Consider the following 26,631-nt stretch of genomic DNA (forward strand, 5'->3'; position numbering starts at 1 on the left):
TGCCCGAACGGCCCAGCCTCTGTTCAACCGCGATCACGCTGGAGCCGGTCTTGAGCCCCTCGGGCGTCTCGACCTCGACCCTCAGGCGATAGCGATAATCGGGTGTCGGATCGTCGGCTCCGGTGCAGCCGGACAGGGCAAGCAGCGCGAGGAAGCTCAGGAAGAAGCGTATGGCGGAGGTGGTGGACGGTCGCTCCATGCACCGACAATCGCACGATTAGATTGCGGTTTGGTATCCGATTTATCCGTCATCCCGGCGCAGGCCGGGATCCAGAGCCTCTGGGCGCAACGCCTAAAAAAGCTGGACCCCGGCCTGCGCCGGGGTGACGGAATGGGTCAAACCGTTCGATCGTCATTGCGAGCCCTTCAAACCGCCAGCTTCTCCCCCACCAACTCCTCGCTCATCTCCCACAGGCGCCGCGCCGTCACTTCGTTGCGCGCGCGATCATCGATGATCGCGTCGCCCACGGGGCCGCGCGCGTCGAAGGGGCCGGTTGGTCCCTTGAATTGCAGCGCGGTGTCGGAATAGCCGGGGTGATACGCGATCGACTTGATCCGCGAACCCGCGCAAAAGCGCGGCCAAGAGAAGCAACAAAAGCGCATCGGGGGGCGTCATAAGCCGGGTTCTGTTCCTGCGCGCGGTATGCCCGAAGGCACCGGCCGCGCAGGCGCGACCATTCATCTGGGCCGCCTGTTGCCAGACGGCTCTAGCAGCCAACCCGGATCTCTCGGGGCGAAACTCCCCTGCCCTTACCCGAAGGCGAGCGCGAGACCCCTATTTGGCCTTGCTCCGGGTGGGGTTTGCCATGCGGGCCTTGTTACCAAGCCCCCGGTGCGCTCTTGCCGCACCCTTTCACCCTTGCCTGTGAGGTCTCCCTCCATCGGCGGTATACTCTCTGTGGCACTTTCCCTGAGCGCTCGCTCAAAAAGCGCGCGCCCGGCGGGAGTTACCCGCCACCCTCGTTTCGTGGAGCCCGGACTTTCCTCGACCCGCTTGGCGCGGACCGCGGCCGCCTCAGCCCCCCGATGCACCTGTGTAATTAGCGCATTGCGCCTTTCGTTGCAAAGCGAGGTGGCGGGCGGAGGTCAGGCTTCGCCGCCAAGCTCATCAAGCGATTCGTCGGGCGCCAACAGGATTTTCCAGATCAAGGCGCCCACAACAGCGCCGATGAGCGGCGCCGCCCAGAACAGCCACAGCTGATCGAGCGCGGCGGTTTCCGCGTAGAAGGCGACGCTCGTCGAGCGCGCCGGATTGACCGAGGTGTTGGTCACCGGGATCGAAATGAGGTGGATCAGCGTCAGCGCCAGTCCGATTGCGATCGGGGCAAAGCCCGCCGGCGCCTTGGCCGACGTCGATCCCAGGATGACGATCAGGAACATCGCGGTCAGCACGATCTCGATCACCAGCGCGGATTGCATCGAAAAGCCACCGGGCGACAAATCGCCGTACCCGTTCGAGGCAAAGCCGCCCGGAGCGAAATCGGCGACACCGCTGGCGATGAAGAACAGGGCTCCGGCCGCCGCGAAGGACCCGAGCACTTGCGCGATCCAGTAAGGGATCATTTCGCCAAAACCGAAGCGCCCGCCAATCACGAGCCCCAGGGAAACCGCCGGGTTGAAGTGACCGCCCGAGATACCGCCCACAGCGTAAGCCATGGTGAGCACCGTCAGACCAAAGGCCATCGAAACGCCGACAAAACCGATCCCGAGCTCGGGAAAACCGGCTGCGAGGACGGCGGAACCGCAGCCCCCGAACACAAGCCAGAATGTGCCGAAAAACTCTGCGCCAAGCTTCTTCATCATAGGTGATCCCTCCCTGGGGCGATGCCGAAAGTTCGGGATAGGCCTTCCAAGCTGAATCCCGTTTACCGTGACGCTGCTTGCGTAGCGGATGGTGCGCGTTTTAGCGAGCCCGGCCCTGATCGCGCTCCAGCAGCAAGTGCCACAGGATCGCGCCAAGCTGCGCGTCGGGTTTGCCTTCGATCTTGTGCGGGCGCCAGCGGCGCTCAAACGCCTCGATTGCCTTGCGCCCTTCGGTGATGTCGTAGCCAAAGCGCTCCAGGCCGAGAATGAAGGCCCCTTCGTTGTGCCACGGATCGACCGGCTCGATCTTCGCAGGGCGCGGCAAGCACAGGCCGTATTCGGCGAGGCGCTCCCAGGGGAACAGTTCGCCCGGATCCGTCTTGCGCATGGGCGCGACGTCGGAGTGGCCCACGACATTGGCGCGCGGAATGTCGTAATCCTTGATGATGCGCGCGACCAGCGGCACCAGCGCCTCGAACTGCGCCTCGGCAAAGTCGCGATAGCCCCCGTTTTCGGGCGCGTGGCCGGGATGATCGAGTTCGATCCCGACGCTGGCGGAGTTGATGTCCCTGTTGCCGCGCCAAAAGCTCTTGCCCGCGTGCCAGGCGCGCTTGGTCTCGGAAACGAGCTGCGTGACCGCACCCTCTTCGCTGATGAGGTAGTGCGCCGAAACGCCCGCCTCGGGATCGCACAGCTTATGCAGCGCGGTCTCGACCGGTTTCATCTCGGTGTAGTGGAGCACCAGCATGCTGATCGGCTGCTGGCGCTCGTTGAAATTGGGCGAAGGGATCACCGCGTGGACCAGCTCGCCGGTCTCCATATCGCGCCATGCCGGTTCGCTCGTGAGGCTCATCCGATTAGGCCCTCGGGCTCGGGCAACACCGCGCCAAGCACCAGCGCGCCGTCCGACAGGGCGTATTGCAGCCCGCCGCCCAGCTCCTGCGCCAGCAGCGCGATCATATGGGCTGCGGCGGTGCGGCTGGTAATCTCGGCCTCGTCGATCTCGCCGTGCAGAGCGCGCCCGATAATCTCGTCAAAGGCGATCTTGTCGCCTGTGGCGCGCGCCACGATCTCGACATTCCCGTCGCGCTTTTCGACACCGATATCGAGCGTGCCGCCGCGCACCAGCGTCTCCAGCGCGATTTGCGCAATGTTCAGCAGCACTTTCACGGCGGGCTTGGGAAGACTGGGTTCGGCGATCGCCCAGTTGAGCTTCACGCGCTTTGCGTCCGCGGCGAGCGCCGCGATCACGTCCTGCGCCTCTTCCACCGGCACCGCCTCGCCAAAGCCACCTGCCGCTCCGAAGGCGAGGCGGAAGAATTTGAGCTTGTCCGTGCTGATCCGCGCCGATTGTTCCAGCAATTCGATGACCTTGGCCCGCATCTCCGGGTCTTTCTCATCCGCAAGCAGTTCGAGCCCGTTCGAAAGGGCACCGACGGGCGAGAGCATGTCGTGGCAAAGGCGCGAGCACAAAAGGGCGGCCAGATCGGTGGGTGAAGTCATGGGCGTCTGTTAGCTTTTGATGATTGGTATTGAAAGTTCGCGAAAGCCATTGCTCGTGGACTTCCAGAAGCGCACCGCGTTTCGGGCGACGATCGCCCAGATCCTGCCGTCGCCGGCGGCCTGCGCCGCGTCCCTTGCAGAGGGCACAGTGTCGCCCGTGGGATGCGAGTGGTAATAGCCGATTACCTCCAGCCCCCCTTGGCGTTCCTCGCGATGCGCGTCGATCAAGGCCCGCGGGTCGATCTCGAAATGGGTTTGCGGTGTTGGATGCACGTTGCGGGCGGGCCTCGCCTGGGTGATCACGCCATCCCCGCCGAGCAGCAAGCCGCAGCATTCCTGGGGGTACGATTGACGCGCCGATCCCAGCAAATCCGAGAGAATCGGTTCCATCAGGCCAATGTCCGTTCGTGCTGAGCTTGTCGAAGCACCGTCCTTCACTTACTTGCGCCTCCATGCCGTTCTGGGCCTACATGCTGCATTGCCGTGGAGGCAAATACTACACTGGTCACACCGACGATCTTGAGCAGCGCGTAAACGCGCATCAGTCGGGTGATATTCCGGGCTTCACGGCGGGTCTGCTACCAGTCGAACTCGTCTGGTCGCAGGAGTTCTCTCACCGTCATGAAGCCATGGCGGCCGAACAGCGGATAAAAGGGTGGTCGCGGGCGAAGAAGCAAGCCCTGATAAGGGGCGGTTGGGACCGAATTTCACAGCTTGCGAAAAGTAAGGACGGTGCTTCGACAGGCTCAGCACGAACGGGTGGGGAGATTTCCGGGAAGACGCTCACCCCCGCGCGGCTCGACAAGGCGCTCGCCGAAGCCACGGATTTGAGCCGCGCGCGGGTGCAGGCGCTGATCGCGCAAGGCGCGGTTGAGGTCGATGGCACGCCCGCATCCAGCCCGTCGGCCAGGGTCGATGAGGGTGCCCGATTTTTAATCAAACTGCCCGCCGCCACACAGGCGAAAGCGCGCGCCCAGGACATTGCGCTCGATATCGTGTTCGAGGACGAACACCTCGTGGTGGTCAATAAACAGGCAGGGATGGTGGTCCACCCCGCAGCCGGCAATCCGGACGGCACTCTGGTCAACGCGCTGCTGCATTATTGTGCAGGTCAGCTGAGCGGGATCGGGGGCGTTGCGCGACCGGGTATTGTCCATCGCATCGACAAGGACACATCCGGCCTGCTGGTGGTCGCCAAGACCGACGCCGCGCATGAAGGCCTCGCCGCCCAGTTCGCCGAACACAGCGTGCATCGCCGCTATCTGGCCGTAACCGGGGGCACGCCCAGCCCGGCGCAAGGCACGATCGAGGGGCGAATCGCGCGTTCGGAAGCGAACCGCAAGAAAATGGCGGCGCTGCCCAAGAATTACTCACGCGGCAAAATGGCCGTGACGCATTACAAGGTTCTCGAACGCTTCGCTCACGCGGCGCTGATCGAGTGCCGGTTGGAGACGGGGCGGACCCATCAGGTGCGCGTTCACTGCGCATCAATCGGCCATGCGCTATTAGGAGATCCAATCTACGGCAAATCACCCAAGCCCCTGAAACCCCTGCTTGATCGGCTCCATTTCGCCCGTCAGGCGCTGCACGCGGCCGAATTGGGCTTTGTGCATCCGATTTCGAGGGAATTCGTATCTTTTTCGGTCGATTTGCCGAATGACATGATGGAACTGATCGACGAACTTGGTCGTTCTTATCGATGAAAGTTGCGCCGAATCTAAGCAACTTCGTCTATATGCAACCGTGTGGCCCGAAAAGTCGGATGCCCATCAGGGGTCTGACGAAGCGCGGTCGACGTTAGAAAGGTTAGGGAAGACGTGAGCAAAGCAAACACAGTCCCGGCATTGAGCGGTGAGCAGAGCCTCAATCGCTATCTGTCGGAAATCAAGAAATATCCCGTGCTGACGGCGGAGCAGGAATACATGCTCGCCAAGCGCTACGAAGAGCACGAAGACCCCGAAGCGGCCGCGCAGCTGGTCTCCAGCCACCTGCGCCTCGTGGCGAAAATCGCCATGGGCTATCGCGGCTACGGCCTGCCGGTCTCCGATCTCATCTCCGAAGGCAATGTAGGCCTGATGCAAGGGGTCAAGAAATTCGAGCCCGATCGCGGCTTCCGCCTCGCGACCTACGCGATGTGGTGGATCAAGGCGAGCATCCAGGAATACATCCTGCGTTCGTGGAGCCTTGTAAAAATGGGCACCACCGCTGCGCAAAAGAAGCTGTTCTTCAACCTTCGCCGGATGAAGAAGCAGCTCGAAGCCTATGAAGACACCGACCTGTCGCCGGACGACGTGACAAAGATCGCCACCGATCTGGGCGTGCCCGAGCAGGAAGTCGTCAACATGAACCGCCGGATGATGATGGGCGGCGACGGCTCGCTCAACACGCCGATGCGCGGCGGCGAGGAAGGCTCGGGCGAATGGCAGGATTGGCTGACCGACGAACGCCCGCTTCAGGACGAGACGGTGGCCGACGCCGAGGAAGCGCAAGTGCGCCACGATATGCTCCTTGAGGCGATGGGCTCGCTCAACGAGCGCGAACAGCACATCCTCACCGAACGCCGCCTGACGGAAAAGCCGCAGACGTTGGAAGAACTCAGCCAAGTCTACGATGTGTCGCGCGAACGCATCCGCCAAATCGAAGTGCGCGCGTTCGAAAAGCTGCAGAAGGCTATGCAGCGCATTGCGGGTGAGCGGTTGTTGCCTGGGGTGGCTTAGTAGTCAGCTCATCTGCTAGGCGCGAAATTAATTGGTTGGCAACTCTGTCAATAGAGATTGACATCTTGGGTGCTTAACGAATAGGCGTCCGAGAACAGGAGATTTGATAATGCGAAACAAAGACCTTTAACCGGGATCATCGACCCGCCCATTAGGAGGACTAAACGGTCCTTTGTCATTTGTCTTTATCGCCGGTGCAGGCTCCTTGAGCTTCCTGAACTCGACAGCTTCCTTCTGGAGCCACATAGCGTGCTCCATGAAGTACTCGTTCGGGTAGGGTTTTTCTTCCCGGCGCAGCTGAAAATGACGCTCAAAATTGCGCATCGTTGGAATAATGACCTGGTCATAAAGGCTAAGGATGTCCTCCTTGGGCAGCAACCCTTGCTTGCACAAAAGGCCTACCGTTTCAAAAAAGTTCGGAAGGGTCATCAACTCGGCGTAGATCTCATAGGCCTTAACCGCCTCTGAGCTTGGGCTCTCGACATCTTCATCCTTGATTTCGCGCGCGGTTTCCCAAATCTCGGTCATCCGTCGAGAAAATTCAATGGCAAGTGCGTCCTTCATGTCATCATTGGTGGTTCGCTTGCCGCGACTCTTGATCGCAGTCTCGGACCGATTGCGCATTGACCGAACGGCCATGCGGGACTTGTAAAGATCCTGGCTCTCAAACTGCATATCGAGCTTGAGAAGCAGCTCTGCACGCGCGATCTGTTTCTGAAAATCTTGAGCCTTTGCAGCCAAGTCCTGCGCTTCGGCCGCGGCTTTTTCCTCAGCTGTGATATTTGCGAGCTCTTTGAGACCGAAGTACACGCCCCCCAATGCCGTAAGGGCAATGATCCAGTCGGGAATTGTGCCCCACAGATTTCCTCCGCCGTCAAAGTCAACTATCACGCTACCCCCGCTTCACTTGTTACCCGAGCGCAAATTTACTCAGGCCAATTCGCGGATTTCAAGCAATAATTTGGATATGAGGTCGAAGTTATATGACTGGTGTCTGACTTACATCGAGTCTCTTTAGTCAACTCGCCGGAGCCAGATCCAGCACCGCGGCGATCATCGCTTTGGTGCCCAGCGTCACGCTTTCGCGCGGGGCGATCTTGAACAGGGGTGAATGGTGGCTGGGAACCGCGGGGCCGCCCGCCTCTTCCGCGTCGAACGCCGCCTGCGGCGTGCCGCCCACCGCGAAGTAATAGCCGGGCACGCCCAGCTCATCGGCGACGAAATAGGCAAAATCCTCTGCGCCCATTCCCAATTGTTCGAAATCCTTGAACGCGCTCTCTCCCAGATCGCGCTTCATGACCGTGTTGAGCCGCCGGGCAAGGGCCGGGTCGTTATACGTCACCGGCGTGCCTTCCACGACCTCGACCTTGACCGGCAAATCCTCGGGCAGCCCGTGCGCCTTTCCGACATTCACCGCCACCCGCTCAATCGCTTCGAGCAGTTGCGCGCGCACCGCCTCATCGTTGGAACGCACGGTGAGCTGCAACTCGGCCTGGTCGGAGATGATATTGTGCTTGGATCCGGCCTGGAACGATCCGACCGTGATCACGGCGGGCGAAAGGGGCATGATCTCGCGGCTGACGATCGATTGGAGCGCGGTCACGATCTGGCTAGCGATATAGACCGGGTCGCGGCCCTTGTGCGGGCTGGCGCCGTGCGCGCCGATGCCCGGCACCGTGATATCGACCGAATCCGAGCTCGAATACTGGATACCTTCCGCCGCCGAGACGACGCCCGTCGGCAGAACCGAGGACACATGAAAGGCGAGCGCGTAATCGGGCTTGCCGAAGCGCTCGTAAAGCCCATCGGCGAGCATGGCTTTGGCGCCGCCCACTCGCTCTTCAGCCGGCTGAACGATGAACATGAGCGTGCCCGACCAGCGGTCCTTCATCGCCATGAGGCGGCGCGCTGTGCCGACCATCGAGGTGATGTGCACGTCGTGTCCGCACGCGTGCATGACGGGGTATTCCTTGCCGTCCTGGCCGATCTGCGTAACCCTTGAGGCGTAATCGAGCCCCGATTTCTCCTCGACGGGAAGCCCGTCCATATCCGCGCGCAACAGGATCAGCGGCCCCTCGCCGTTCTCGATCATGCCGACCACCCCCGTGCCGCCCACGCCTTCGGTCACTTCGAGCCCGGCGTCGCGCAGCTCCTTGGCCATGCGCGCGGCGGTCTTGTTCTCGAGAAAGGAAAGCTCGGGATTGCGGTGAAAGTGGACGAAAAGCGGTTCGAGATAGGTGTCGTAATCCGCGTCCACAGCCGCGGCGATTTCGTCCGTATTGGCCAAAGCGGGCGCGCCGAGCGCGCATGTCGCAAGGGCCAACGCCGCAGCGGCTGTGGGAAGGATACGCATGTCAATCTCCCGATCGATGTTCGTCATGCAAACAAGCACGCCGTTTGATCCTACGCAAGACTCGGTGGTGATTGCTCGCGCAGCACGCGCTGGTTAAGGGGGCGACCATGCAACGCGTGGCCAAGATCGCTGTGGGTTTTCTCGCCAAGACGGTCTTGTGGTTTATCGGGCTCAGCCTTGCGCTGGTGATCGTGTTCAAGTGGGTGCCCGTGCCTTACACCGCGACGATGGCGATGGACGAAAACGGCGTGACCAAGGATTGGGAGCCGCTCGAAAGCGTCGATCCCCACCTGGTCGCCGCCGTGATCGCTGCGGAAGATTCGCGCTTTTGCGAGCATTTCGGCTTCGACACCGAGGCGATCGAGAAAGCGATGGAAAGCAACGCGAAAGGCGGGCGCATTCGCGGCGGCTCGACCATTACCCAGCAAACGGCGAAGAACGTCTTCCTGTGGCACGGCGGCGGCTATGCGCGCAAAGGGCTAGAGGCCTGGTTTGCGTTTTGGATCGAGGCGGTGTGGGGCAAACGGCGGATTATGGAGGTCTATCTCAACGTCGCGGAAACCGGCATCGGCACCTACGGCGCGACGGCGGGCGCTGAGCGGTATTTCGGCAAAAGCGCCGCGCGCCTGACCCCATCCGAGGCCGCGCGCATGGCCGCCGCCCTGCCCCAGCCCAAGAAACGCAGCGTGCGCAATCCAACGGGGTGGCTCGCCCGGCAAGCGCGCCGGATCGAGGGTGGAATCGCCACAGTGCAGGCCGACGGACTGGACGATTGCGTGTATCCCTGAGCGCTCAAGGCGTTAGCGCGCGCTGCGCCCGACGCGCATCGCCATTGACGAACGCGCGCCCCATGGGCATTGGCGCAGTGTTATGGAGACACACCTCCAGTCACGCTGGCCTCTCTCGGCGCCGGGCTACAAACGCGGCGAATTCGCGTGAGCGTTGCCGCACCGTCCTCGGATAGCTCCCGCTCCAGCAAGAGCGCGAACGAGGCCCGCGAAGCCCTGCGCGCCGCCATGGTGCGCCTCGCGGACGGAGACAGCGCAGCGCTGGAGGAAATCTACACCGCAACCCGCGTGAAACTGTTCGGCATCTGCTATCGTATCTTGGGCGACAGGAAGGAAGCAGAGGACGCCTTGCAAGACGTCTACGTCAATCTTTGGCAGCGCGCGGACCGCTACGATCCGCAGCGCGCGAGCCCGATCAGCTGGCTCGCTACTTTCGCGCGCAACCGCGCGATCGATCGCCTGCGCACGGGTAAGGTGCGCTCGGGTGCGGTGGCCGTGGAAGAGGCCGCCCCGCTGCCGGACGAAGCGCCGTTGGCCGACGCCCTGCTGGTCGACGCCGAGCGCGACGCGCAGATCCACAAATGCCTCGGCACGCTTGATGACAGGGCGCAGACCTATATTCGGGCGGCGTTCTTCGAAGGGCACACCTACGCCCAACTCGCCGACGCGGCCGACGTGCCGCTGGGAACGATGAAGAGCTGGATCCGACGTGGCCTGTTGAGGTTGCGCGCGTGCCTTGAGGCGAGCGAAAAAGGGGGAGACGCGGCGTGAGCGACGACGCTGACATCCCCGCTCCTGGCGGTCCGGAAAGCGCAAGCGAGCGCGAACGCGTCGTCGCTGCGGAATTCGCGCTCGGTCTGCTCGAAGGCGAGGAATTGCTCGCAGCGCGCGGGCGTCTGGCGACAGACCCCGACTTCGCCGCCCGCCGCGAGTGGTGGGACGAGTGGTTCGCTCCGCTGAGCGACGAAGTGTCAGGTGCGCAGCCGGGCGCGCATGTCTGGGACGGCATCGCCGCGCGCGTCAACGGCGCGCAGGTCTCGCGCGAGGCGGCGTCGGTATCCGCAACGCCCCTCGAAGGCCCATCGAACGTGACCTCGCTCGACATGGAGCGCCGCGTGCGCCGGTGGCAATGGACCGCCGGGCTCTCGTCGGCTGCGGCGGCGGTCGCGCTGGCGCTGTTCTTCTCCGCGCCCGGCGCCGCGCCCCAAGCGGATGAAGCGCCCCTGATCGCTGCGGGCGCGCCGCTGATGGCGTCGATCCCGATCGGCGACACGCCGCTGCGTCTGGGTGTGACCTTTATTCCGGCCTCGGACGAGATGCTGGTCTCCGCGTCCGGCCTCACCGCTGATGGCGTGCACGATCATGAGCTGTGGCTGGTTCCGGAAGACGGCAGCGCCCCGCAATCGCTGGGGGTTGTCGTGCCAGGCGAAGAGCGCCGAATGCTGCTGCCCGAAAACATCGTGCAGAATATGGGGCCGGGCGTTGGACTGGTACTCACGCGTGAACCGATTGGCGGCAAGCCCGAAGGCGTCGACGCGGGTCCGGTGGTGGCGCAAGGGCAACTGGACGCGGTCTAAGCCATCGCCCATCGACCGTCAGGCCGCGACGTGGCCATGGGCGCCGTCTCCTGCAATTTTCAACTAATTTTTCGCACCTTTGCATCTTATCATGAAAGCATTGCGTAACTCTGGCGCAAGATCGGGAGGACTTGCCGCAAACCAGGAGAATGCAATGCCCTCGATCCAAAGCCCCTTCAAACCGTCTGCCCTTGCGACTTTTAGCCTCGCTGCTTTTGGCAAAGCCGCCGTGATGAGCCTTGCCCTAGCCTCGACCACAGTTCTGACCCTTGCCCCAGATCCCGCGCTCGCCCATCACAAGCGTTCCAAAGCCCAGGCCGATCTGGTCGACACCGCCGCCAAGAGCAAGGTGCACAAAACCCTCGTCACCGCCGTCAAGGCCGCTGACCTTGTCGACACGCTCAAGAGCGCCGGCCCTTTCACGGTGTTCGCCCCGACCGACACCGCCTTTGCCAAATTGCCTGAGGGGTCGCTCGCCACGCTCGTCAAGCCTGAGAGCAAGGCGACGCTTTCAAAGATCCTGACCTACCACGTTGTTGCCGGGCGCGTGACCGCCAGCGATCTGGCCAACCAGATCAAGCTGAACGGGGGTGAGTATCGTATCTCGACGGTCGCCGGGCCGAAGCTGACCGCGCGCTTGTCTGGCGACACGATCGTTATCACCGACGCCCAGAACCGCACCACGGCGGTGACACGCGCGAACGTGTCCACGTCGAATGGCGTTATCCATTTCACAGACGGCGTCTTTCTGCCGGGCTGATCCGTCAGACAAGCCGATTGCGCGGGCCCCCTCATTCCCAAGGATGCGATGGGCCCGCGCACCGCGGCGCGCTCGACACCAACCATTCGCCGTAAGCCCTCCGCGCCAAATTGCCCCGATTGCGCGACAAACGCCCAGATAACTGGATCCGATCGCGGCAGCGTTTCGTAACTGAAGCGCAAGGTCGGAGGGGCTTGCGAAAAACCAGGAGACACTCAATGACTTCGATCCCAACCCATTTCAAGACCGCCATCCTCGCCGCTTTTGCAGCGTCCGCCAGCATCACCGTCGCCACCCCGGCGCTTGCCGATGGCCATATGGAAAACGAAGCCGGAAAGCCGGATATCGTCGCCACCGCCATGAGCACCGGCTCGCACGAAACCCTCGTCACCGCGATCAAGGCCGCCGGCCTTGTCGAGACGCTTCAAGGCCCCGGCCCGTTCACGGTCTTCGCGCCGACCGACGATGGCTTTGCCAAGCTTCCCGATGGCACGGTCGCCACGCTTGTGAAGCCCGAGAGCAAGGCAACGCTCACCAAGATCCTGACCTACCACGCGGTCGCTGGCGAAGTGACCGCCGAAGCGTTGATTGGCCTGATCGAAGCGGGCGACGGCGCGGCTACGGTTGAGACGCTGGCTGGCGAGACCCTGACCGCGCGCGTCGTCGATGGCAGCGTGGTGATCACCGACGCCAAAGGCGGCACGGCCACCGTGGTCGCGGCCGATGTCATGACATCGAATGGCGTGATCCACGTGACCGATGGCGTCTTTTTGCCGGGTTGATCCGTAGCTCAGATACAAGCTCGCGCGGTCTCACCGTTCCCATCCTCCCACCCGAGGCCGCGCAAACCAAGGCTCCGCCCGGCGAACCTCCATCGCCGGGCGGAGTTTTTTTGCGTGCAGCGAACCATTATTGGTCCTCCCACCGCGTTGATCCGCCACCGGCGCTGTGCTTCACACGGTCCAGCCAGAGGAGGACGGCATGACGTTTCGTGTGGTGATCCCGATTTTCGACGATGTGACACAGCTCGATTTCACGGGGCCCGCGCATGTATTCGCCAAGGTGCCCGGCGTGGAGCTTTGCATCGCATCAAAGGGCACAGCGCCGGTTCAAACCGACAGCGCCTTTGCGATCCACGCGCCCTACACCTTCTCCCAATGCCCCTCGGCGGACCTCATCTGCGTTCCGGGCGGTGTTGGGATCATGTCCGCTATCCAGGACCCGGACTTTCTGGACTTCATCGATCGCCAATGCCGCGGCGCGCAATATGTGACCTCGGTGTGCACCGGCCTGTTTGCGCTCGGGGCTTTGGGCCTTGTCGAAGGCCGCAAGGTCACAACCCACTGGGGCTACGAAAAGGTCATCGGCGATTGCGGCGGCGTCTACACAAAAGGGCGCGTTGTGGTGGACGGGAATCTGATCACCGCAGGCGGCGTGACATCGGGTATCGACTTCGGCCTCGCGGTTATAGCGCAGGTCTTTGGCGAAGAGATCGCGCGGCTGATCCAGCTCTCCTCGGAGTACAACCCAAAGCCGCCGTTCGAAAGCGGCCATCCCAGCGTTGCGGACGAAGAAACGGTAGCACAGGCCAACCCGTTCTACGCGGAACTTGCGCAGCGCATGCGCGAGGCGCTCAAGGCGGCGCGGCGCAGCTAGTCCGAGAGTGCAAACTCCACCGCCGCTTCGCAATGGAGCGCGGTCGTGTCGAACAGCGGCAGCGCGCTGTGCTGTTGTTGGATCAGCAGCATGATCTCGGTGCAGGCGAGCGCTATCGCGGTGGCACCGCGCGTTTGCAGATCGGCGATCATCGTGCGAACCCGCTCGCGCGAGGCGTCCGAAACCTCGCCCGCGCACAATTCGGCAAAGATGATGCGGTGCAGCTCCTCGCGCTGCGCCTCGGGCGGGATCACCGCATCGACGCCCTGCCCCGCCAGCCGTTCGGCGTAGAACGGCTGTTCCATCGTGAAGCGCGTCGCCAGAAGCCCCACGCACGTATGGCCCTGGGCAATGAGCGCCCGCCCCAGCGGGTCGGCGATGTGGAGGAGAGGAACCGTGATCGCGGCCTCGATCGCTGGCGCGACCAGATGCATCGTGTTGGTGGCCACCAGGATAAGATCGGCGCCCGCGCGTTCGAGCGCGGCGGCGGCGTCGCCCAGTTGCGCGCCCAAGGCCTCCCATTCGCCGGCTCTTTGTCGCGCGGCAATCTCGTCGAAGTTGAAACTGTGCATCACGATCTTGGCCGAAGCGATCCCGCCGCGTCGGTCGCGTACCGCGCGATTGATGAGCGCGTAATACTGCGCCGAGCTTTCCCAGCTCATGCCGCCAAGGATGCCGATCGTCCTCACCAACCGGTCCCGATCACGGCGCATCCGCTTTCGTTGCGATAAAGAGGCACACCGCCTGCCCGACCAGAAGGATCGGCGCGAGCGCGTAAAACAGGAGCGACGCGACCCCGAGCGCAATGCTGCGGTATCCGCCCGCTTCTCCAAAGAAGGCTTCGTAGAGCAAGGCGATGATAGCGACGAGGCCCGCCACCGGGACAAGCCAGCACAGCGTCTTTGCAAACAGGGAGCTGAGGCGCCAACTTCGAAAGAGCGCCAGACCGGTCACGGCGAACCACGCTAGGAAGGCTACAAACGCCGCTGTCCAAAGCTTCGCTTCAGCCACGATCTCAACCCTGTTCGCGGGCCCAGCGGGTGAGCAGCCACAGGATGAAACCTTGCGCGCCGACGGTCGCGACACTGGCGATGATCACGCCAAGGCTGGGGTCGCCTTCGACGTATCGCGGCGGCACAACGGCGCGAAGCAGCGCGATCAGGGCAAGCGCAAGGACAAGGATGGCCGGGGGCAGCCAGATCACCAGCCAGCGAGGACCGTAGGCGGTGGGCTTGAGTGACGGGCCAAAGTGACGCGGCAATCGATCATGGGCCGCGAACCGATGATGCGCCCAGATGGACGAGCCCAGCAAGACGGCGAAAGCGATGATGACCGACACAAGTGCCGGGCCGGTCAGGACTGTGCCCATTATCCCGAACGGCTCAAGCCAAGCGGCGGCGTTCAGGCCGCGGCCTCTTTTTCCTTGTTGTCGTCGTTCGAGACCACCTGGATCGGCTCCTTGGAGCCTTCGACCACGTCGCCATCGATCACGATCTCGCTGACATTCTCCATGTCGGGCAGGTCGAACATCGTGTCGAGCAGGATACCTTCGACAATCGAGCGCAGGCCGCGCGCGCCGGTCTTGCGCTTGATCGCCCGCTCGGCAATGGCCTTCAAAGCCTCGTCGGTGAAGGTGAGATCCACGTCCTCAAGCTCGAACAGCTTGCTGTACTGCTTCACGATGGCGTTCTTCGGTTCGGTCAGAATGGTGACGAGCGCGTCGACATCGAGATCGTGCAGGGTCGCGATCACCGGCAGGCGCCCGACGAATTCCGGGATCAAGCCGAACTTCAGAAGGTCTTCCGGTTCGCTCTTCTCGAGCAGTTCGCCCACCTTGCGCTTGTCCGGATCGGCGACATGCGCGCCGAACCCGATCGAACGCTTTTGCAGGCGGTCGGCGATGATCTTGTCGAGACCGGCAAAGGCGCCGCCGCAGATGAACAGGATGTTGGTCGTATCGACCTGAAGGAATTCCTGCTGCGGATGCTTGCGCCCGCCCTGCGGCGGAACGGAAGCTGTGGTGCCTTCCATCAGCTTCAAGAGCGCCTGCTGCACACCCTCGCCCGAGACGTCGCGCGTGATCGAGGGGTTTTCCGCCTTGCGGGTAATCTTGTCGATCTCGTCGATATAAACGATGCCGTGCTGCGCCTTCTCGACATTGTAGTCGGAGGCCTGAAGCAGCTTCAGAATGATGTTCTCAACGTCCTCGCCCACATAGCCCGCTTCGGTCAGCGTGGTGGCGTCGGCCATGGTAAAGGGCACATCGAAGGTGCGCGCCAGCGTCTGCGCCAGCAGCGTCTTGCCCGTGCCGGTCGGTCCAACGAGCAGGATGTTCGACTTGGCCAGCTCAACATCGCCCGCCTTGCCTGAGTGGTTGAGGCGCTTGTAGTGATTGTGGACCGCGACCGAGAGGTTGCGCTTGGCGGAGTTCTGGCCGATCACATAATCGTTGAGCGTGGCGTAGATTTCCTTGGGCGTTGGAACCTCGCCCTCTTTCTTGCCGCCGAGTCCCTGCTTGGTCTCTTCGCGGATGATGTCGTTGCACAGTTCAACGCACTCATCGCAGATGAACACAGTGGGGCCAGCGATCAGCTTTCGCACCTCATGCTGCGATTTTCCGCAGAAGCTGCAATACAGGGTGCTCTTGCTGTCCGATCCGCTCAATTTTGTCATTCCTGCTTCCCTCGAATCCGGCGCAGTTGGTTCCCAATCGCAACCGAGATTCGCAAACCATAGAACGCGCGACGGATGAATCAACGTCTCGCGCAGCCTTTTGCGTCCGTAAAGGCGCTATGCGCACCGATCTGGCACGCCTTGAGTGCCTGGGTTTAACGAGACGAGCCCGTCATTCCGGTGCGCCGCCGGACCCTTCTTCCCCGCCTTCGCTTTCGTTTTCCGGACGGGTTTCAAACACCTTGTCGACCAGACCGAACTCCTTCGCTTCCTCCGCTTCGAGGAAGGTGTCGCGGTCCATTGCCTTTTCGATCTCGTCTAGGCTCTTGCCGGTGTATTTCACGTAAAGATCGTTCAGGCGCTGGCGCATACGCAGAATCTCGCGCGCGACGATCTCGATATCGGACGCCATGCCGCGCGCCCCGCCCGAGGGCTGGTGAACCATGATGCGCGCGTTGGGCAGAGCAACTCGCATGCCGGGCTCGCCCGCGGCCAGCAGGAAGCTACCCATCGAGGCGGCCTGCCCGATGCACACCGTCGACACGCGCGGCTTGATATACTGCATGGTGTCGTGGATCGCGAGACCCGCCGTGACCACGCCACCGGGTGAGTTGATGTACATGCTGATGGGCTTCGAAGGGTTCTCGCTCTCAAGGAAGAGCAATTGCGCGGTGATAAGGCTCGCCATGCCGTCCTCGACCTGACCCGTCACGAACACGATTCGCTCGCGCAAAAGGCGCGAGAAGATATCGAAGCTGCGCTCTCCCCGGCTGGTCTGTTCGACCACCACGGGCACCAGCGCGCCGGTCAGAGGGTCGCGTGTGAACTGGCCTTGCGCGCCGAAAGTTTCGCCTTTGTCACCGAGCAGATCGAACATGTGGGGAGCATCCTTCTTGATATGTCGGCCCCATGTCGGACCAGCCTCGTCCAAGTTCAAGGGGCTTAACCATTTGCTCTGGAAAACCCGCAAGTCATCGCCGATCGCGATAGCGCTTGCGCGTCGCTTTGGGAGCGGCAACAAGACGTCCATGACCACGCTATACAGCGCCGCGCGCCCGCTCACCCTTGCTCTCGCCGCCAGCCTTTGCGCCTTGGCCGCGCCCCCCGCCGAACGCGCCCTCGCCCAGGATCCGGAGGCGCCCGCCTTCGACGCTGAGGCGGATATCGCGATGCGCGTCGCGCAGATCGAGCGTTACGATAACGGACCCGATGGTCTCAACGCGGTGATCGTCCACTCGCAAACGGCGGGCTTCAAGGCGCGCGAGGCTGCGGGCACCGGGCCGCTCAACGGGCGAAGCGTGCTGGTCAAGGACAATATCGAGACCGAAGAGTGGGCAACCACGGCGGGCAGCCTGGCGTTGCAGTACAATTTCACCCGCCGCGATGCCCCGATGATCGCGAACCTTCGCAAGGCCGGCGGCGTTGTCCTGGGCAAGGCAAACCTGAGCGAATGGGCGAATATTCGCGGCGACAATTCCACCAGCGGCTGGAGCGCGATTGGCGGCCTCACCCGCAACCCGCACGCGACCGATCGCAACACCTGCGGCTCGTCTTCGGGCAGCGGCGCGGCGGTGGCCGCAGGCATGGCGTGGGGCGCCATCGGCACGGAGACGAACGGCTCGATCACCTGCCCCGCTTCGATCAACGGCGTCGTCGGCTTCAAGCCCAGCGTCGGGATCGTCAGCCGCACGCATGTGATCCCGATCAGCTCCACGCAGGACACCGCCGGGCCGATGACGCAGACGGTGTATGACGCCGCCCTTCTGCTGTCCGCGATCGCGGGCGAGGACGAGGCGGACGCGGCGACGGTGGGCGTGCCGCGCGTGGCCGATTACACCGAGGGGCTGAGCGCCTTCTCGCTGGAGGGTGTGCGAATTGGCGTCATGGTGAACCAGCTTGGCAACCGCGAGGACTTGAAAGCGGTGTTCGCGCAGGCCCGCGCCGATCTGGAAGCGGCGGGCGCGGCGCTGGTGGATATCGAACACGACACCAACCGCGAAATGTACCGCGACAGCTTTACGGTCCTCAAGTTCGAGCTGCGCGAGGAAATGGGCAAGTATCTGCGCTCCATCCCCGAGATGCAGGGTGCCCCGACACCTAGGAGCCTGGCAGACCTCATCGCGTTCAACAAAGCCAATTCGGATCGCGAATTGCGCTGGTTCGGGCAGGAGACCTTCATCGAAGCCGAAGCGGAAACGGACCGCGAGGCTTACGAGAAGGCGCGCGAGAACGCGGTGCGTCTGGCGGGCGAGGAGACGCTCGACGCCATCATGGCCGAGCACAAGGTCGCCTTCCTCATCGCGCCAACGCGCGGGCCAGCCTGGGTCAGCGATCTCGTCAACGGCGACAGTTTCAATGGCTCGATCGGCTTTGGCTCGCCCGCAGCGATTGCGGGCTATCCGCATCTGACTGTACCCATGGGCGCAATCGAGGGCCTGCCTGTCGGCCTCAGCTTCTTTGGCGCCAAATGGGCCGACCACGAAGTCCTGAAAGTGGGCGCCGCGTACGAAAAGGCGCGGACCGCTAAGCTGCCCGCGCCTTCATTCGAACCGTGGTCCGCCGAGCGATAATCCGCAAACAAGCCCCCTCGCGCAAGGAGCTTGCTTGAAGGTCAAGCCGCGTCGTTGGTCTTCTTGGCCGGAGCTTTCTTGGCTGCGGGTTTCTTGGCCGCCGGCTTTTTGGCAGGAGCCTTCTTGGCCGGTGTGGTCTTGGCGGCCGTCGTTTTCGCAGCGGGCTTCTTGGCCGGAGCTTTCTTTGCCGGGGCCTTCTTCGCAGCCGGTTTAGCGTCCGCATCGTTTGAGGTGGCCTCGGACGCAGCGGCGGCCTTCTTGGCTGGAGCCTTCTTTGCAGCTGTCTTCTTCGCGGGCGCTTTCTTCGCCGGGGCCTTCTTGGCCGCGGTTTTCTTCGGCGCCGCTTTCGCCTTTTCAGCCTCCGCGTCTTCGTCCGCCTCGATCGCGGCCTGCAGTTCCTCGGTGGTCACTTCACGCTCAGTGACCTCGGCCTTGTCGAACAGGAAATCGACCACCTTGTCCTCGTAGAGCGGTGCGCGCAGCTGGGCGGCGGCCATCGGCTCGGATTGGATGTACTGGATGAAGCGCTCGCGGTCTTCCTCGCGATACTGCTGCGCCGCCTGCTGGATCAGCATCGACATTTCCTGGCTCGTCACCTCGACGCCATTGGCCTGGCCGATTTCGGAGAGCAGGAGGCCCAGACGCACCCGGCGTTCGGCAATCGACTTGTAGTCGTCCTTCTCGTCCTCGATCTCTTTGAGAGCGTCTTCCGGATTGTCTTCCTTGGCCGCTTCTTGCTGAAGCTGGTTCCAGATCTGCTCGAACTCGGCATCGACCATGCTCTGCGGCACTTCGAAGTCGTGGCCGGAGGCGAGCTGATCGAGCAGCTGGCGCTTCATCTGCGTGCGGGTGAGACCGGCGGTCTGCTGTTCAAGCTGACCCTTCATGATCTCTTTCAGCTTGTCGAGACTGTCGAGGCCCAGATTGGTCGCGAACTCATCGTCGATCTTGGTCTCGGTCTCGACCTTCACCTGCTTGACGGTGATATCGAACGTCGCCTCTTTGCCTGCGAGGTTTTCAGCCTGATACTCTTCGGGGAAGGTAACGGTGATCGTCTTTTCGTCCCCGGTCTTCGCGCCGATCAGCTGCTCTTCGAAGCCGGGGATGAACGCGCCCGATCCGATCACCAGCGGGGCGTCTTCGGCCTTGCCGCCTTCGAACGGCTCGCCATCGAGCTTGCCGAGGAAATCGATGATCAGCTGATCGCCTTCGGCCGCCTTCTTGGTCTTGGCTGCGTCCTTGTAGCTCTTGTTCTGCCCCGCAATACCCTCGATCGCTTCGGTGATCTGGTCATCGGTTACGGGTACGACCAGCTTTTCGAGCTTGAGCCCATCCACGCTGGGCGCTTCGATCACCGGGAGCACTTCCAGCTCGACCGTGATCTCGACGTCCTTGCCTTCTTCATAGCCCTCGCCCAGCGAGACCTGAGGCTGCATCGCGGGACGCAGCTCTGCATCCTTGGTCAGCTGATCAACCGAATCGCGGATCGTGTCGTTCAGCGTCTGCGCGTGCAATTGATCGCCGTGCATCTTCTTGACGAGATTGGCGGGCACCTTGCCGGGACGAAAGCCAGGCATTTTCACCTGCGGCGCGATCTTCTTGATCTCGGCGTCGATCTTATCGCTGAGTTCACCAGCGGTAATGGTGATGGTGTAGGCGCGCTTGAGGCCTTCGTTGACGGTCTGCTTGGTCTGCATGGGGGTTACTTTAGTACCTTGTTGAGCAAATCTTGTGACGGGTCTTGGCAACGGGCCGGCGCGGGGCGTGACTGGTGCGGGCGAAGGGACTCGAACCCCCACATCTTTCGATACTGGTACCTAAAACCAGCGCGTCTACCAATTCCGCCACGCCCGCATCCCCGAACGAAGCCGCGCGGGAAACCCGATGGTCCCCCGCGCGAATTGGAAGCGCCTCTATCGGCTGCAACGCAAAAGGGCAAGCGCAACACGCTTGTTTCGTGCGCGCCAGCCGACTAAGGGCGCGCGCATGAGCGAGAATAACACTCAGGACGTGCCCCCCGATCACCTTGCCGTGCACCCGGCAAGCCCCCATTTCAACGCCGAGGTTCTGCAGCGCGGCGTCGGCATCCGCTTCAAGGGCCGCCAGCGCACCGATATCGAGGAATATTCGATCCCCGAAGGCTGGGTAAAGGTGCAGGCGGGCAAGACCGTCGACCGCAAGGGCCGCCCGCTGCTGATCAAGCTGCAGGGCGAAGTCGAAGCGTGGTTTGAAGATCTGGGCGAGGACGCACCGGTCGCTAAAAAAGACTGAGCTCTTCGTTTAGGGCGCGGGAGGCTTGGCCACGCAGCAAAAACTGTCCACTGCTTGCCTTAACGGCTCGCAAGGGCCACTTGGCGATCCGCAATGAAACCCAATGTCGTCATCATCGGCCGACCAAATGTTGGCAAGTCCACGCTGTTCAACCGGCTGGTGGGCAAGAAGCTGGCGCTGGTCGATGATCAGCCAGGCGTAACCCGCGATCGCCGCATGGGCGATGCGGAGGTTGCGGGGCTGGAGTTCACCATCGTCGATACCGCCGGATGGGAAGACGAAGACGCGAAGACCCTGCCGGGCCGAATGCGCCAGCAGACCGAGGCAAGCCTCGAGGGAGCAGACGCGGCGCTCTTCGTCATCGATGCGCGCGCCGGGCTTACCCCGCTCGACAACGAGATCGCGCGCTATCTGCGCGGGGCCGCCGTGCCGATCGTGTTGGTCGCGAACAAGGCCGAAGGCGCGGCGGGCGAGAGCGGCGTGCTGGAGGCCTATTCGCTGGGCCTCGGTGAGCCGGTCGCGCTGTCTGCCGAGCACGGCGAGGGCGTGGCGGACCTGTTCGGCGCGCTGTGGCCGCTGATTGGCGACAAGGCGGAGAGCTGGGAGGCCGAGCTCGACGCCGCCAGGATCGAGATCGAAGATGAGGACGCGCCGCTCGGGCCGTTGAAGCTCGCCATTGTGGGCCGGCCTAACGCGGGCAAATCGACGTTGATCAACCGGTTGCTGGGCGAAGATCGTCTGCTGACCGGCCCGGAAGCCGGGATCACGCGCGATTCGATTGCGATCGACTGGCAATGGGAAGACCCCCGGTCGGGCGAAACCCGGGACATCCGCCTGATCGACACAGCGGGCATGCGCAAAAAACGCAATGTTACCGAAAAGCTGGAAAAGCTCTCGGTCGCCGACGCGCGTCGCGCGGTCGATTTTGCCGAGGTGGTCGTGCTGTTGCTGGACGCAACGCAGGGGCTGGAACACCAGGATCTGAAGATCGCTAGCCACGTGCTTGAAGAAGGCCGCGCGCTGATGATCGCGATCAACAAGTGGGATGTGGCCGAGGAACCCTCTGCGCTTTTCAACGGAATTCGCGCCGCGCTCGACGATGGGCTGGCGCAGGTCCGGGGTCTGCCGCTATTCGCGGTGAGCGCCAAGACCGGCAAGGGGCTCGACGCGATGCTGGGCGCGGCCTTCGAAATCCGCGAAAGCTGGTCGAAGCGTGTGCCCACCGCCGCGCTCAACCGCTGGTTCGACGACGCGATGGAGGCCAATCCGCCGCCCGCCCCCGGAGGCCGCCGGATCAAGCTGCGATACATCACCCAGGCCGGCACGCGCCCGCCGCGTTTCGTGATCTTCGGCACGCGGCTCGACGCGTTGCCCAAGAGTTACGAGCGCTATCTCGTGAACAGCATCCGCGCTAAACTCGGCTTTGAAGCGGTCCCGGTGCGCGTGGTGCTGAAAAGCCCCAAGAACCCCTATAACGCGAACAGGGGCGGCGGCGGAAACTACTCGACCGGATCGGATAAGGCGTGATGCTGGAATTGCTGCTCGCCCCATCGAACATCGCCTCGGAATTGCTGGAGCGCACTTCGAGCACACCCAACACGCTGCGCGCGGTGCAATTGAGCCTGGCGCCCGCTTTTCTGCTCGTCGGGATCGGCAGCATCCTCAACGTTATGGTGGCGCGGGTCACATGGATTGCAGGGCGGATTGAGCGTTTGAACGAAACCGAGGAAAGCAAGCGCAGCGCCCAGATCGCGCGCGAGATCGAATGGCTGAGCGCGCGTCGCAGCTTTGCGCGCCGCGCCATCATGTTCGCCACGGCTTCCGCCATGACGATCAGCGTCGTCGTCGCGGTGCTGTTCTCCTCGGTCTATGTCGAAACCAAGCTTGGCACGCTGGTGGCGGCGCTTTGGGTGCTGACGATGGGCCTCTTGATCGCCGCTCTGACGCTGTTTCTGCGCGAGACGCTGCTGGCAGCGCGCGGTCCGGAACCCAAGGAAAGCAAGCTGTGAACCGGGCGTTCTGGTTTGCCATCGCGGCGGCAACTTCAGTCGTTAGCCCGCTCGCCGCGCAGGAGGCCGCGCCCAGCGAACCTCCCGCAGAAACGCCCCCCGAGAACAGCGAGGAAGGCGCCTCGGACCAGCCTCAAACGCTGCTTCCGAGCGGTATGACGGCGGATCAGTTCATCCAGTTCTTCACTCTCTTCAGCGCGAGCGAGGCAATGGAAAATATTGCCGCGCCCGCAGCGCAGCAATTGATGCGGCCCGGCGAGAAGGTCGAGGACTGGAGCGTCGAGGGCATTGACATCATCGCGGCACTCAGCGCGCTTGATGGTGGCCTTCGCGGCAATCTTTTGCGCGACGCGAGTGACGAGGTTTTGAGCGTTACCGATCTATCCGGCACGTTGGCGCCCGATCTATCGGATTTCCAGAGCTACGCTCTTCGTCCCGATCCCGTGGGCCTCGTCGCCGAGCGCAGCTTTTCAAGCTTCCTGCCGGGCATCTGGCTTGAGACAGCCATGCAGCGCAGCCAGATTGGCAACGCGCTGTGCTATGGCGGTTACTTTGGCATCACGCTGCACACCACGCGTCCCTATTCCGATTGGACCGAGGACGAGTTGATCACCACCGCGACCATCTTCGCGCTGTTCGACCGCGTTTCCGCGCTGGAGTTTTGCGTGGTCTACGAGAAAGCGGGCGATGGGCAATACACCGCGCGCTCGTTCCAGCCAGACGGTACCCGGCTGCCGGAGCTGGACGAGGATGTCGAGCTGTCGGTGCTGATGGCGCGCGATGCGGTCGATGCCTTTCTCAAGCGCAGCCCGGCGGTCTCGGCGACCGACACGGACGAGTAGAGCGCGCCCCAGCCAACAAGAAGGACGGGAGGCTCGCGCGCCCCGCCCTTCATTGTAGTCCTGGAGCGTGCTCAGATCATTTGAGCATCTTCACTTCGCTCAGCATGTAGGTGCCCTGTATCGTGCGGATCTTGTTGTAGAGTTCGAGCACGGTCTGGTTGCCCGCATCGATGTTCGCTTTGCCATAGGTCTCAAGGAACTTCATGTAGCGCTCTTTGTTCGGCGCGAGCATTTCGCTGCTCGGGTAGACGGTGACGAGCATCATGTTCCATTCGCCCTCCCCATAGGGAACCGAATAGATGCCGTAATCGGTGATGTAGCCCAGCTCCTTGGAGACGTCGTTGGCCGCGATCCAGGTGCTCTTTAGGCCCTCCAGATAGGTCTCGAACTGCCCCTCATCGACCTTGACCATGGTGATCTCGACCACTTCCTCGGCGGGCTCGTAGTCTTCGTAGAGCGTCAGTTGAGCGGACGCCGGGGTTGCCATGGCCAGGGTTGCTGCGGCGGTGGCCGTCGCAAATGTCTTGAAAAACGCGTTCATTTGATACCTCCAAAATGCGACCCTGGTCCCTGCGACCCAATCGATTTGGCAGGTGTATGAAACGACCCAAGCTTGGCGCGGGCTCAAGGCCTACGCGCGCACCCCCATAGCACTCTCCCTGCCTTCAAGTCTGAGCCGGCAACGGGGCGGTGTCAAACGCTTGAAGGGCTCACTTGTACAAACGCGTCAAACCGCGAAGGGCATGCAAAGAACGGCCCGCAACCGGTAGAATTGCGAGCCGTTCAAGATGGCGTGATTGTGCCGATGTTCGTGTGACGCAGGATTAACCCTCGCCATCCCCCTCGCCCGCGGCTCGGCTTTGCAGCTGAACGTAATTCTGAAGGCCCATGCGTTCGATCAGGTCGAACTGGGTTTCCAGGAAGTCGACGTGCTCCTCCTCGTTGTCGAGGATGGAATTGAATAGGTCGCGGCTGACATAGTCGCGCACTTTCTCGCAATATTCGACCGCGTCGCGCAGCAGCGGGATGGCGTCTTCCTCGAGCGCCATGTCGGCCTTGAGTATTTCCTCGACCGTCTCGCCCACACGCAGATTGTGGATCGCCTGAAAATTGGGCAGTCCGTTGAGAAACAGGACGCGCGCCGCCAACTGGTCGGCGTGCTCCATTTCCTCGATCGATTCCTTGCGTTCGTATTCGGCGAGCTTCGTTACGCCCCAATCGTCGAGCACGCGATAGTGCAGCCAGTACTGGTTGATGGCGGTGAGCTCATTCGTGAGCGCCTTGTTCAAAAACTCAATAACCTTCGGATCGCCCTTCATGGCGTTGCTCCTGTCTTCATCGCTACTGCGCTGCGCACGACGAAAGGCGCGCATGCTCGCGCACCTTATATGCGTGCCGGGAACGGTCCGACAAGAGGTTGTGTCCGGATTTTTTGTTTAGAATCAGTGCTTTGCGATCCGCTCGCAATAGCGGCGAGGATGTTTATACTGAGACGTTCTCGCAAGAAGCGAGCGCGCGCTCCTGCTCAATAATTTCGCCTGCTTTTCCAAGGCATTGGCCGCAATTGGGGCGTTTGCCAAGCGTGGCGTAGGTCGCTTCGGCGTCTCCACCGTGACCGATTGCGGCTTGGCGCAGATCGGTTTCTCGGATTGCGTTGCAAATGCAAATGTACATGGGCTGGCGAATCTTTCCTGAGAAGCGTTTGCAACAGCAATTTATGCAAGCCATTCTCAATTGCAAGCCAAATCGTGTGGAAAGAAGCACCCAAGCCCACACGAGCGCTCATACGTCTGGCGCTATCGGCCCATGGGGAACAGCCGGCGATAAGTCAGGCAGCGCCACAGCCACTCCAGCGGGCCGTACCGAAAGCGGTCGAGCCAGGGCTTCGACCACGCCAGCATGAGCCCGCACGTGAGCGCGGTAACAAGGTAGAGCTGGGGCCGGTTGAGCTCGCCAAACAGGCCCAGCCCCCAACCCTGGAACACCAACATCATCACAATCGAGGTGCCAAGATAGTTGGTAAAGGCCGCGCGCCCCGCTGCCGAAATGCGCTCAGCCAGCCAGCCGGTTGCGGTCTTCGAGTATTCGACCAGCAGCGCAGCCAATCCCAGGACCATCATCAGGCGCGGCACCATGCTCCAACCCATAAAGGCCGCCGTCCCCGCCCCATACGAAAAGCCGACCGACTGGACGAACAGACCCAGCGCCAGAAAGCCCGCGGCGCCGGCCACGACGCCGATCCAACCCCAGAGCTTCATCTTGGCCGGGCTGAACGCACCGCTGAAAAAGCCCTGGCGGTAAAGTCCCATCCCGATAAGCATCAAGGGCAGGGTTTCCTGAAAGAAGAAGAGCGGATTGAGAAAGGGAAAGAACCACTGCTGGTCCCAGCGTTCAGCGATAAGATCGGGGTAGTCGCCGCTCATCGTCAGCGCCGCAAGCTTGGCCTCGTCCGCCTGCGTTTCTTCAAAGCTTGAGGCAATCTCTGATCGCGCTTCGCCAATCCAGTCCGCTCCATCGAACACCGCCGTCTCGGCGATGAGGTACTGCATCAGGAACACGCCGCCCAGGAAGATGACGCCCAACGCGTATATGAACAGGCCGATACGGATCTGTGTACCCGCCTGAAATCCCATGAAAGCAACCGCGAGAAAGCCGATGAGCGCGTACATCGCCAGAATGTCGCCAAACCAGATCAGATAGAAATGCAGCAGGCCAAAGCCCAGCAGCACTATCAGCCGCCACGTCTGCAACCAGCGGGTCGAACCGCGCGCCCAGGTGCGCTCCATGAACAGGTACATCCCCGCTCCGAACAGCAGCGTGAACAACCCGCGCATCTTCCCATCGATCAGGACAAACTGCGCGATCCACTGCCACCCACCCGGATCGGCCGGCTCGATCAGAAAGGCGTCCGGCCAGATATAGGCGCTGGGCGGCTGGCCGAAGGCGATAATGTTGGCCGCCAGGATGCCCATCACGGCTATTCCTCGAATGAAGTCGAGGCTGGCGATGCGGTCTTGCGCTTTGACGGGCGCTGCGTCTGGGACGCTGTTGAGCGAGGCCGGATCAGCCTCACCCGCAGCAACGGTTGCAATCATCGAACAATCCCCCT

29 protein-coding genes, 1 tRNA gene, 1 other RNA gene and 2 pseudogenes are annotated in these 26,631 nt (G+C 62.4%); 14 read left to right on the forward strand and 19 right to left on the reverse strand.

Going from position 1 to position 26,631, the window contains the following annotated elements; all coding sequences use genetic code 11:
- From QNI87_RS10145 to QNI87_RS10175, 7 genes and pseudogenes are all read right to left on the reverse strand, one after another.
- Nucleotides 1-199, reverse strand: a pseudogene (locus QNI87_RS10145) (hypothetical protein); the annotation flags it as partial.
- 167 nt (nucleotides 200-366) lie between these two features.
- Nucleotides 367-603, reverse strand: coding sequence for a hypothetical protein (locus QNI87_RS10150; RefSeq protein WP_300596112.1), 237 nt, complete (start codon nucleotides 601-603; stop codon nucleotides 367-369).
- Nucleotides 600-1,026, reverse strand: an RNA gene (gene rnpB / locus QNI87_RS10155) — RNase P RNA component class A. Before rnpB ends, QNI87_RS10150 begins: the two co-directional genes overlap by 4 nt.
- A gap of 60 nt (nucleotides 1,027-1,086) precedes the next feature.
- On the reverse strand, nucleotides 1,087-1,803 hold the full coding sequence (gene aqpZ, locus QNI87_RS10160; protein ID WP_300596113.1) for an aquaporin Z: 717 nt from the start codon (nucleotides 1,801-1,803) through the stop codon (nucleotides 1,087-1,089).
- Between the two features lie 100 nt (nucleotides 1,804-1,903).
- On the reverse strand, nucleotides 1,904-2,656 hold the full coding sequence (locus QNI87_RS10165) for an N-acetylmuramoyl-L-alanine amidase (RefSeq protein WP_300596114.1): 753 nt from the start codon (nucleotides 2,654-2,656) through the stop codon (nucleotides 1,904-1,906).
- Nucleotides 2,653-3,306, reverse strand: coding sequence for a histidine phosphotransferase family protein (locus QNI87_RS10170; protein WP_300596115.1), 654 nt, complete (start codon nucleotides 3,304-3,306; stop codon nucleotides 2,653-2,655). Before QNI87_RS10170 ends, QNI87_RS10165 begins: the two co-directional genes overlap by 4 nt.
- Before the next feature lie 9 nt (nucleotides 3,307-3,315).
- Complete coding sequence (locus QNI87_RS10175; RefSeq protein ID WP_300596116.1) at nucleotides 3,316-3,696, reverse strand: M67 family metallopeptidase; 381 nt, start codon at nucleotides 3,694-3,696, stop codon at nucleotides 3,316-3,318.
- Nucleotides 3,697-3,776: 80 nt separating this feature from the next.
- Here QNI87_RS10175 and QNI87_RS10180 point away from each other — a divergent pair.
- The 3 genes and pseudogenes from QNI87_RS10180 to rpoH form a co-directional block, all read left to right on the forward strand.
- Nucleotides 3,777-3,968: pseudogene (locus QNI87_RS10180) on the forward strand (GIY-YIG nuclease family protein); the annotation flags it as partial.
- 105 nt (nucleotides 3,969-4,073) lie between these two features.
- Complete coding sequence (locus QNI87_RS10185; protein WP_300596638.1) at nucleotides 4,074-5,009, forward strand: RluA family pseudouridine synthase; 936 nt, start codon at nucleotides 4,074-4,076, stop codon at nucleotides 5,007-5,009.
- A gap of 114 nt (nucleotides 5,010-5,123) precedes the next feature.
- Nucleotides 5,124-6,023, forward strand: a complete 900-nt coding sequence (gene rpoH / locus QNI87_RS10190; protein WP_300596117.1) for an RNA polymerase sigma factor RpoH — start codon at nucleotides 5,124-5,126, stop codon at nucleotides 6,021-6,023.
- A 126-nt stretch (nucleotides 6,024-6,149) separates the two neighbouring features.
- Here rpoH and QNI87_RS10195 read toward each other — a convergent pair whose 3' ends face one another.
- Both QNI87_RS10195 and QNI87_RS10200 read right to left on the reverse strand, forming a co-directional pair.
- The gene (locus QNI87_RS10195; protein ID WP_300596118.1) at nucleotides 6,150-6,914 is read right to left on the reverse strand and encodes a hypothetical protein; all 765 of its coding nucleotides are present in this window, start codon (nucleotides 6,912-6,914) and stop codon (nucleotides 6,150-6,152) included.
- A 127-nt stretch (nucleotides 6,915-7,041) separates the two neighbouring features.
- A complete protein-coding gene (locus tag QNI87_RS10200) occupies nucleotides 7,042-8,376 on the reverse strand; it encodes an amidohydrolase (protein ID WP_300596119.1) in 1,335 nt (444 codons plus the stop codon).
- A 107-nt stretch (nucleotides 8,377-8,483) separates the two neighbouring features.
- Here QNI87_RS10200 and mtgA point away from each other — a divergent pair, with 107 nt between their 5' ends.
- The 6 genes from mtgA to QNI87_RS10230 all read left to right on the forward strand — a co-directional run bounded on the left by mtgA (nucleotide 8,484) and on the right by QNI87_RS10230 (nucleotide 13,157).
- Complete coding sequence (gene mtgA / locus QNI87_RS10205) at nucleotides 8,484-9,164, forward strand: monofunctional biosynthetic peptidoglycan transglycosylase (protein ID WP_300596120.1); 681 nt, start codon at nucleotides 8,484-8,486, stop codon at nucleotides 9,162-9,164.
- Nucleotides 9,165-9,392: 228 nt separating this feature from the next.
- The gene (locus tag QNI87_RS10210) at nucleotides 9,393-9,935 is read left to right on the forward strand and encodes a sigma-70 family RNA polymerase sigma factor (RefSeq protein ID WP_300596640.1); all 543 of its coding nucleotides are present in this window, start codon (nucleotides 9,393-9,395) and stop codon (nucleotides 9,933-9,935) included.
- Nucleotides 9,932-10,741: an anti-sigma factor gene (locus QNI87_RS10215; RefSeq protein WP_300596121.1), complete on the forward strand. Its 810-nt coding sequence runs from the start codon at nucleotides 9,932-9,934 to the stop codon at nucleotides 10,739-10,741. Before QNI87_RS10210 ends, QNI87_RS10215 begins: the two co-directional genes overlap by 4 nt.
- A gap of 232 nt (nucleotides 10,742-10,973) precedes the next feature.
- Nucleotides 10,974-11,501 (forward strand): fasciclin domain-containing protein, encoded by a 528-nt coding sequence (locus QNI87_RS10220; RefSeq protein ID WP_300596122.1) that lies wholly within the window; start codon nucleotides 10,974-10,976, stop codon nucleotides 11,499-11,501.
- A 218-nt stretch (nucleotides 11,502-11,719) separates the two neighbouring features.
- On the forward strand, nucleotides 11,720-12,283 hold the full coding sequence (locus tag QNI87_RS10225; RefSeq protein ID WP_300596124.1) for a fasciclin domain-containing protein: 564 nt from the start codon (nucleotides 11,720-11,722) through the stop codon (nucleotides 12,281-12,283).
- 199 nt (nucleotides 12,284-12,482) lie between these two features.
- Nucleotides 12,483-13,157 (forward strand): DJ-1/PfpI family protein, encoded by a 675-nt coding sequence (locus QNI87_RS10230; protein ID WP_300596125.1) that lies wholly within the window; start codon nucleotides 12,483-12,485, stop codon nucleotides 13,155-13,157.
- Here the strand turns inward: QNI87_RS10230 and QNI87_RS10235 are convergent.
- From QNI87_RS10235 to QNI87_RS10255, 5 genes are all read right to left on the reverse strand, one after another.
- The gene (locus QNI87_RS10235) at nucleotides 13,154-13,846 is read right to left on the reverse strand and encodes an aspartate/glutamate racemase family protein (RefSeq protein WP_300596126.1); all 693 of its coding nucleotides are present in this window, start codon (nucleotides 13,844-13,846) and stop codon (nucleotides 13,154-13,156) included. The two genes, QNI87_RS10230 and QNI87_RS10235, sit on opposite strands and share 4 nt — an antisense overlap.
- Nucleotides 13,847-13,859: 13 nt before the next feature.
- Complete coding sequence (locus QNI87_RS10240) at nucleotides 13,860-14,168, reverse strand: hypothetical protein (RefSeq protein WP_300596127.1); 309 nt, start codon at nucleotides 14,166-14,168, stop codon at nucleotides 13,860-13,862.
- A gap of 4 nt (nucleotides 14,169-14,172) precedes the next feature.
- The gene (locus tag QNI87_RS10245) at nucleotides 14,173-14,526 is read right to left on the reverse strand and encodes a hypothetical protein (RefSeq protein ID WP_300596128.1); all 354 of its coding nucleotides are present in this window, start codon (nucleotides 14,524-14,526) and stop codon (nucleotides 14,173-14,175) included.
- Between the two features lie 32 nt (nucleotides 14,527-14,558).
- Entirely contained in the window at nucleotides 14,559-15,830 is a 1,272-nt protein-coding gene (gene clpX, locus QNI87_RS10250; protein ID WP_300596129.1) for an ATP-dependent Clp protease ATP-binding subunit ClpX, read from the reverse strand.
- Between the two features lie 172 nt (nucleotides 15,831-16,002).
- On the reverse strand, nucleotides 16,003-16,707 hold the full coding sequence (locus tag QNI87_RS10255) for an ATP-dependent Clp protease proteolytic subunit (protein ID WP_300596131.1): 705 nt from the start codon (nucleotides 16,705-16,707) through the stop codon (nucleotides 16,003-16,005).
- 151 nt (nucleotides 16,708-16,858) lie between these two features.
- Between QNI87_RS10255 and QNI87_RS10260 the strand changes: the two genes are divergently transcribed.
- Nucleotides 16,859-18,400, forward strand: a complete 1,542-nt coding sequence (locus tag QNI87_RS10260) for an amidase (protein WP_300596133.1) — start codon at nucleotides 16,859-16,861, stop codon at nucleotides 18,398-18,400.
- Nucleotides 18,401-18,441: 41 nt separating this feature from the next.
- Here QNI87_RS10260 and tig read toward each other — a convergent pair whose 3' ends face one another.
- Together tig and QNI87_RS10270 are read right to left on the reverse strand one after the other, a co-directional pair.
- Entirely contained in the window at nucleotides 18,442-20,097 is a 1,656-nt protein-coding gene (tig, locus tag QNI87_RS10265) for a trigger factor (RefSeq protein WP_300596135.1), read from the reverse strand.
- A 72-nt stretch (nucleotides 20,098-20,169) separates the two neighbouring features.
- Nucleotides 20,170-20,254: transfer RNA gene (locus tag QNI87_RS10270), tRNA-Leu, on the reverse strand.
- Nucleotides 20,255-20,386: 132 nt separating this feature from the next.
- Between QNI87_RS10270 and QNI87_RS10275 the strand changes: the two genes are divergently transcribed.
- The 4 genes from QNI87_RS10275 to QNI87_RS10290 all read left to right on the forward strand — a co-directional run bounded on the left by QNI87_RS10275 (nucleotide 20,387) and on the right by QNI87_RS10290 (nucleotide 23,522).
- Entirely contained in the window at nucleotides 20,387-20,671 is a 285-nt protein-coding gene (locus tag QNI87_RS10275) for a DUF3297 family protein (protein ID WP_300596137.1), read from the forward strand.
- Between the two features lie 93 nt (nucleotides 20,672-20,764).
- The gene (gene der, locus QNI87_RS10280; protein WP_300596139.1) at nucleotides 20,765-22,198 is read left to right on the forward strand and encodes a ribosome biogenesis GTPase Der; all 1,434 of its coding nucleotides are present in this window, start codon (nucleotides 20,765-20,767) and stop codon (nucleotides 22,196-22,198) included.
- Entirely contained in the window at nucleotides 22,198-22,680 is a 483-nt protein-coding gene (locus QNI87_RS10285; RefSeq protein WP_300596141.1) for a DUF2721 domain-containing protein, read from the forward strand. The genes der and QNI87_RS10285 overlap by 1 nt, the downstream gene beginning before the upstream one ends.
- Nucleotides 22,677-23,522, forward strand: a complete 846-nt coding sequence (locus tag QNI87_RS10290; RefSeq protein ID WP_300596143.1) for a hypothetical protein — start codon at nucleotides 22,677-22,679, stop codon at nucleotides 23,520-23,522. The genes QNI87_RS10285 and QNI87_RS10290 overlap by 4 nt, the downstream gene beginning before the upstream one ends.
- A gap of 76 nt (nucleotides 23,523-23,598) precedes the next feature.
- Here the strand turns inward: QNI87_RS10290 and QNI87_RS10295 are convergent, their stop codons facing one another.
- The 3 genes from QNI87_RS10295 to QNI87_RS10310 form a co-directional block, all read right to left on the reverse strand.
- A complete protein-coding gene (locus QNI87_RS10295) occupies nucleotides 23,599-24,063 on the reverse strand; it encodes a hypothetical protein (protein ID WP_300596145.1) in 465 nt (154 codons plus the stop codon).
- Nucleotides 24,064-24,346: 283 nt separating this feature from the next.
- On the reverse strand, nucleotides 24,347-24,841 hold the full coding sequence (gene bfr / locus QNI87_RS10300; protein WP_300596147.1) for a bacterioferritin: 495 nt from the start codon (nucleotides 24,839-24,841) through the stop codon (nucleotides 24,347-24,349).
- A 477-nt stretch (nucleotides 24,842-25,318) separates the two neighbouring features.
- Nucleotides 25,319-26,617 carry a DUF418 domain-containing protein gene (locus tag QNI87_RS10310; protein WP_300596151.1) on the reverse strand — a complete coding sequence of 433 codons (1,299 nt, stop codon included), beginning with the start codon at nucleotides 26,615-26,617 and terminating at the stop codon, nucleotides 25,319-25,321.
- Between the last annotated feature and the right edge of the window lie 14 nt (nucleotides 26,618-26,631).

The organism is Erythrobacter sp. (genome assembly GCF_030066995.1).
Lineage (GTDB): Bacteria > Pseudomonadota > Alphaproteobacteria > Sphingomonadales > Sphingomonadaceae > Erythrobacter.

Bases quoted from the DNA above. Each gene is read 5' to 3' on its own strand.
- QNI87_RS10200 (WP_300596119.1), bottom strand. From the start codon at position 8,376: ATGCGTATCCTTCCCACAGCCGCTGCGGCGTTGGCCCTTGCGACATGC.
- QNI87_RS10260 (WP_300596133.1), top strand. From the start codon at position 16,859: ATGACCACGCTATACAGCGCCGCGCGCCCGCTCACCCTTGCTCTCGCC.
- QNI87_RS10150 (WP_300596112.1), bottom strand. From the start codon at position 603: ATGCGCTTTTGTTGCTTCTCTTGGCCGCGCTTTTGCGCGGGTTCGCGG.
- QNI87_RS10245 (WP_300596128.1), bottom strand. From the start codon at position 14,526: ATGGGCACAGTCCTGACCGGCCCGGCACTTGTGTCGGTCATCATCGCT.
- tig (WP_300596135.1), bottom strand. From the start codon at position 20,097: ATGCAGACCAAGCAGACCGTCAACGAAGGCCTCAAGCGCGCCTACACC.
- QNI87_RS10275 (WP_300596137.1), top strand. From the start codon at position 20,387: ATGAGCGAGAATAACACTCAGGACGTGCCCCCCGATCACCTTGCCGTG.
- QNI87_RS10210 (WP_300596640.1), top strand. From the start codon at position 9,393: ATGGTGCGCCTCGCGGACGGAGACAGCGCAGCGCTGGAGGAAATCTAC.
- QNI87_RS10225 (WP_300596124.1), top strand. From the start codon at position 11,720: ATGACTTCGATCCCAACCCATTTCAAGACCGCCATCCTCGCCGCTTTT.
- aqpZ (WP_300596113.1), bottom strand. From the start codon at position 1,803: ATGATGAAGAAGCTTGGCGCAGAGTTTTTCGGCACATTCTGGCTTGTG.
- QNI87_RS10220 (WP_300596122.1), top strand. From the start codon at position 10,974: ATGAGCCTTGCCCTAGCCTCGACCACAGTTCTGACCCTTGCCCCAGAT.
- QNI87_RS10170 (WP_300596115.1), bottom strand. From the start codon at position 3,306: ATGACTTCACCCACCGATCTGGCCGCCCTTTTGTGCTCGCGCCTTTGC.
- QNI87_RS10285 (WP_300596141.1), top strand. From the start codon at position 22,198: ATGCTGGAATTGCTGCTCGCCCCATCGAACATCGCCTCGGAATTGCTG.
- QNI87_RS10255 (WP_300596131.1), bottom strand. From the start codon at position 16,707: ATGTTCGATCTGCTCGGTGACAAAGGCGAAACTTTCGGCGCGCAAGGC.
- clpX (WP_300596129.1), bottom strand. From the start codon at position 15,830: ATGACAAAATTGAGCGGATCGGACAGCAAGAGCACCCTGTATTGCAGC.
- mtgA (WP_300596120.1), top strand. From the start codon at position 8,484: ATGCAACGCGTGGCCAAGATCGCTGTGGGTTTTCTCGCCAAGACGGTC.
- QNI87_RS10165 (WP_300596114.1), bottom strand. From the start codon at position 2,656: ATGAGCCTCACGAGCGAACCGGCATGGCGCGATATGGAGACCGGCGAG.
- QNI87_RS10175 (WP_300596116.1), bottom strand. From the start codon at position 3,696: ATGGAACCGATTCTCTCGGATTTGCTGGGATCGGCGCGTCAATCGTAC.
- bfr (WP_300596147.1), bottom strand. From the start codon at position 24,841: ATGAAGGGCGATCCGAAGGTTATTGAGTTTTTGAACAAGGCGCTCACG.
- QNI87_RS10295 (WP_300596145.1), bottom strand. From the start codon at position 24,063: ATGAACGCGTTTTTCAAGACATTTGCGACGGCCACCGCCGCAGCAACC.
- QNI87_RS10230 (WP_300596125.1), top strand. From the start codon at position 12,483: ATGACGTTTCGTGTGGTGATCCCGATTTTCGACGATGTGACACAGCTC.
- der (WP_300596139.1), top strand. From the start codon at position 20,765: ATGAAACCCAATGTCGTCATCATCGGCCGACCAAATGTTGGCAAGTCC.
- QNI87_RS10310 (WP_300596151.1), bottom strand. From the start codon at position 26,617: ATGATTGCAACCGTTGCTGCGGGTGAGGCTGATCCGGCCTCGCTCAAC.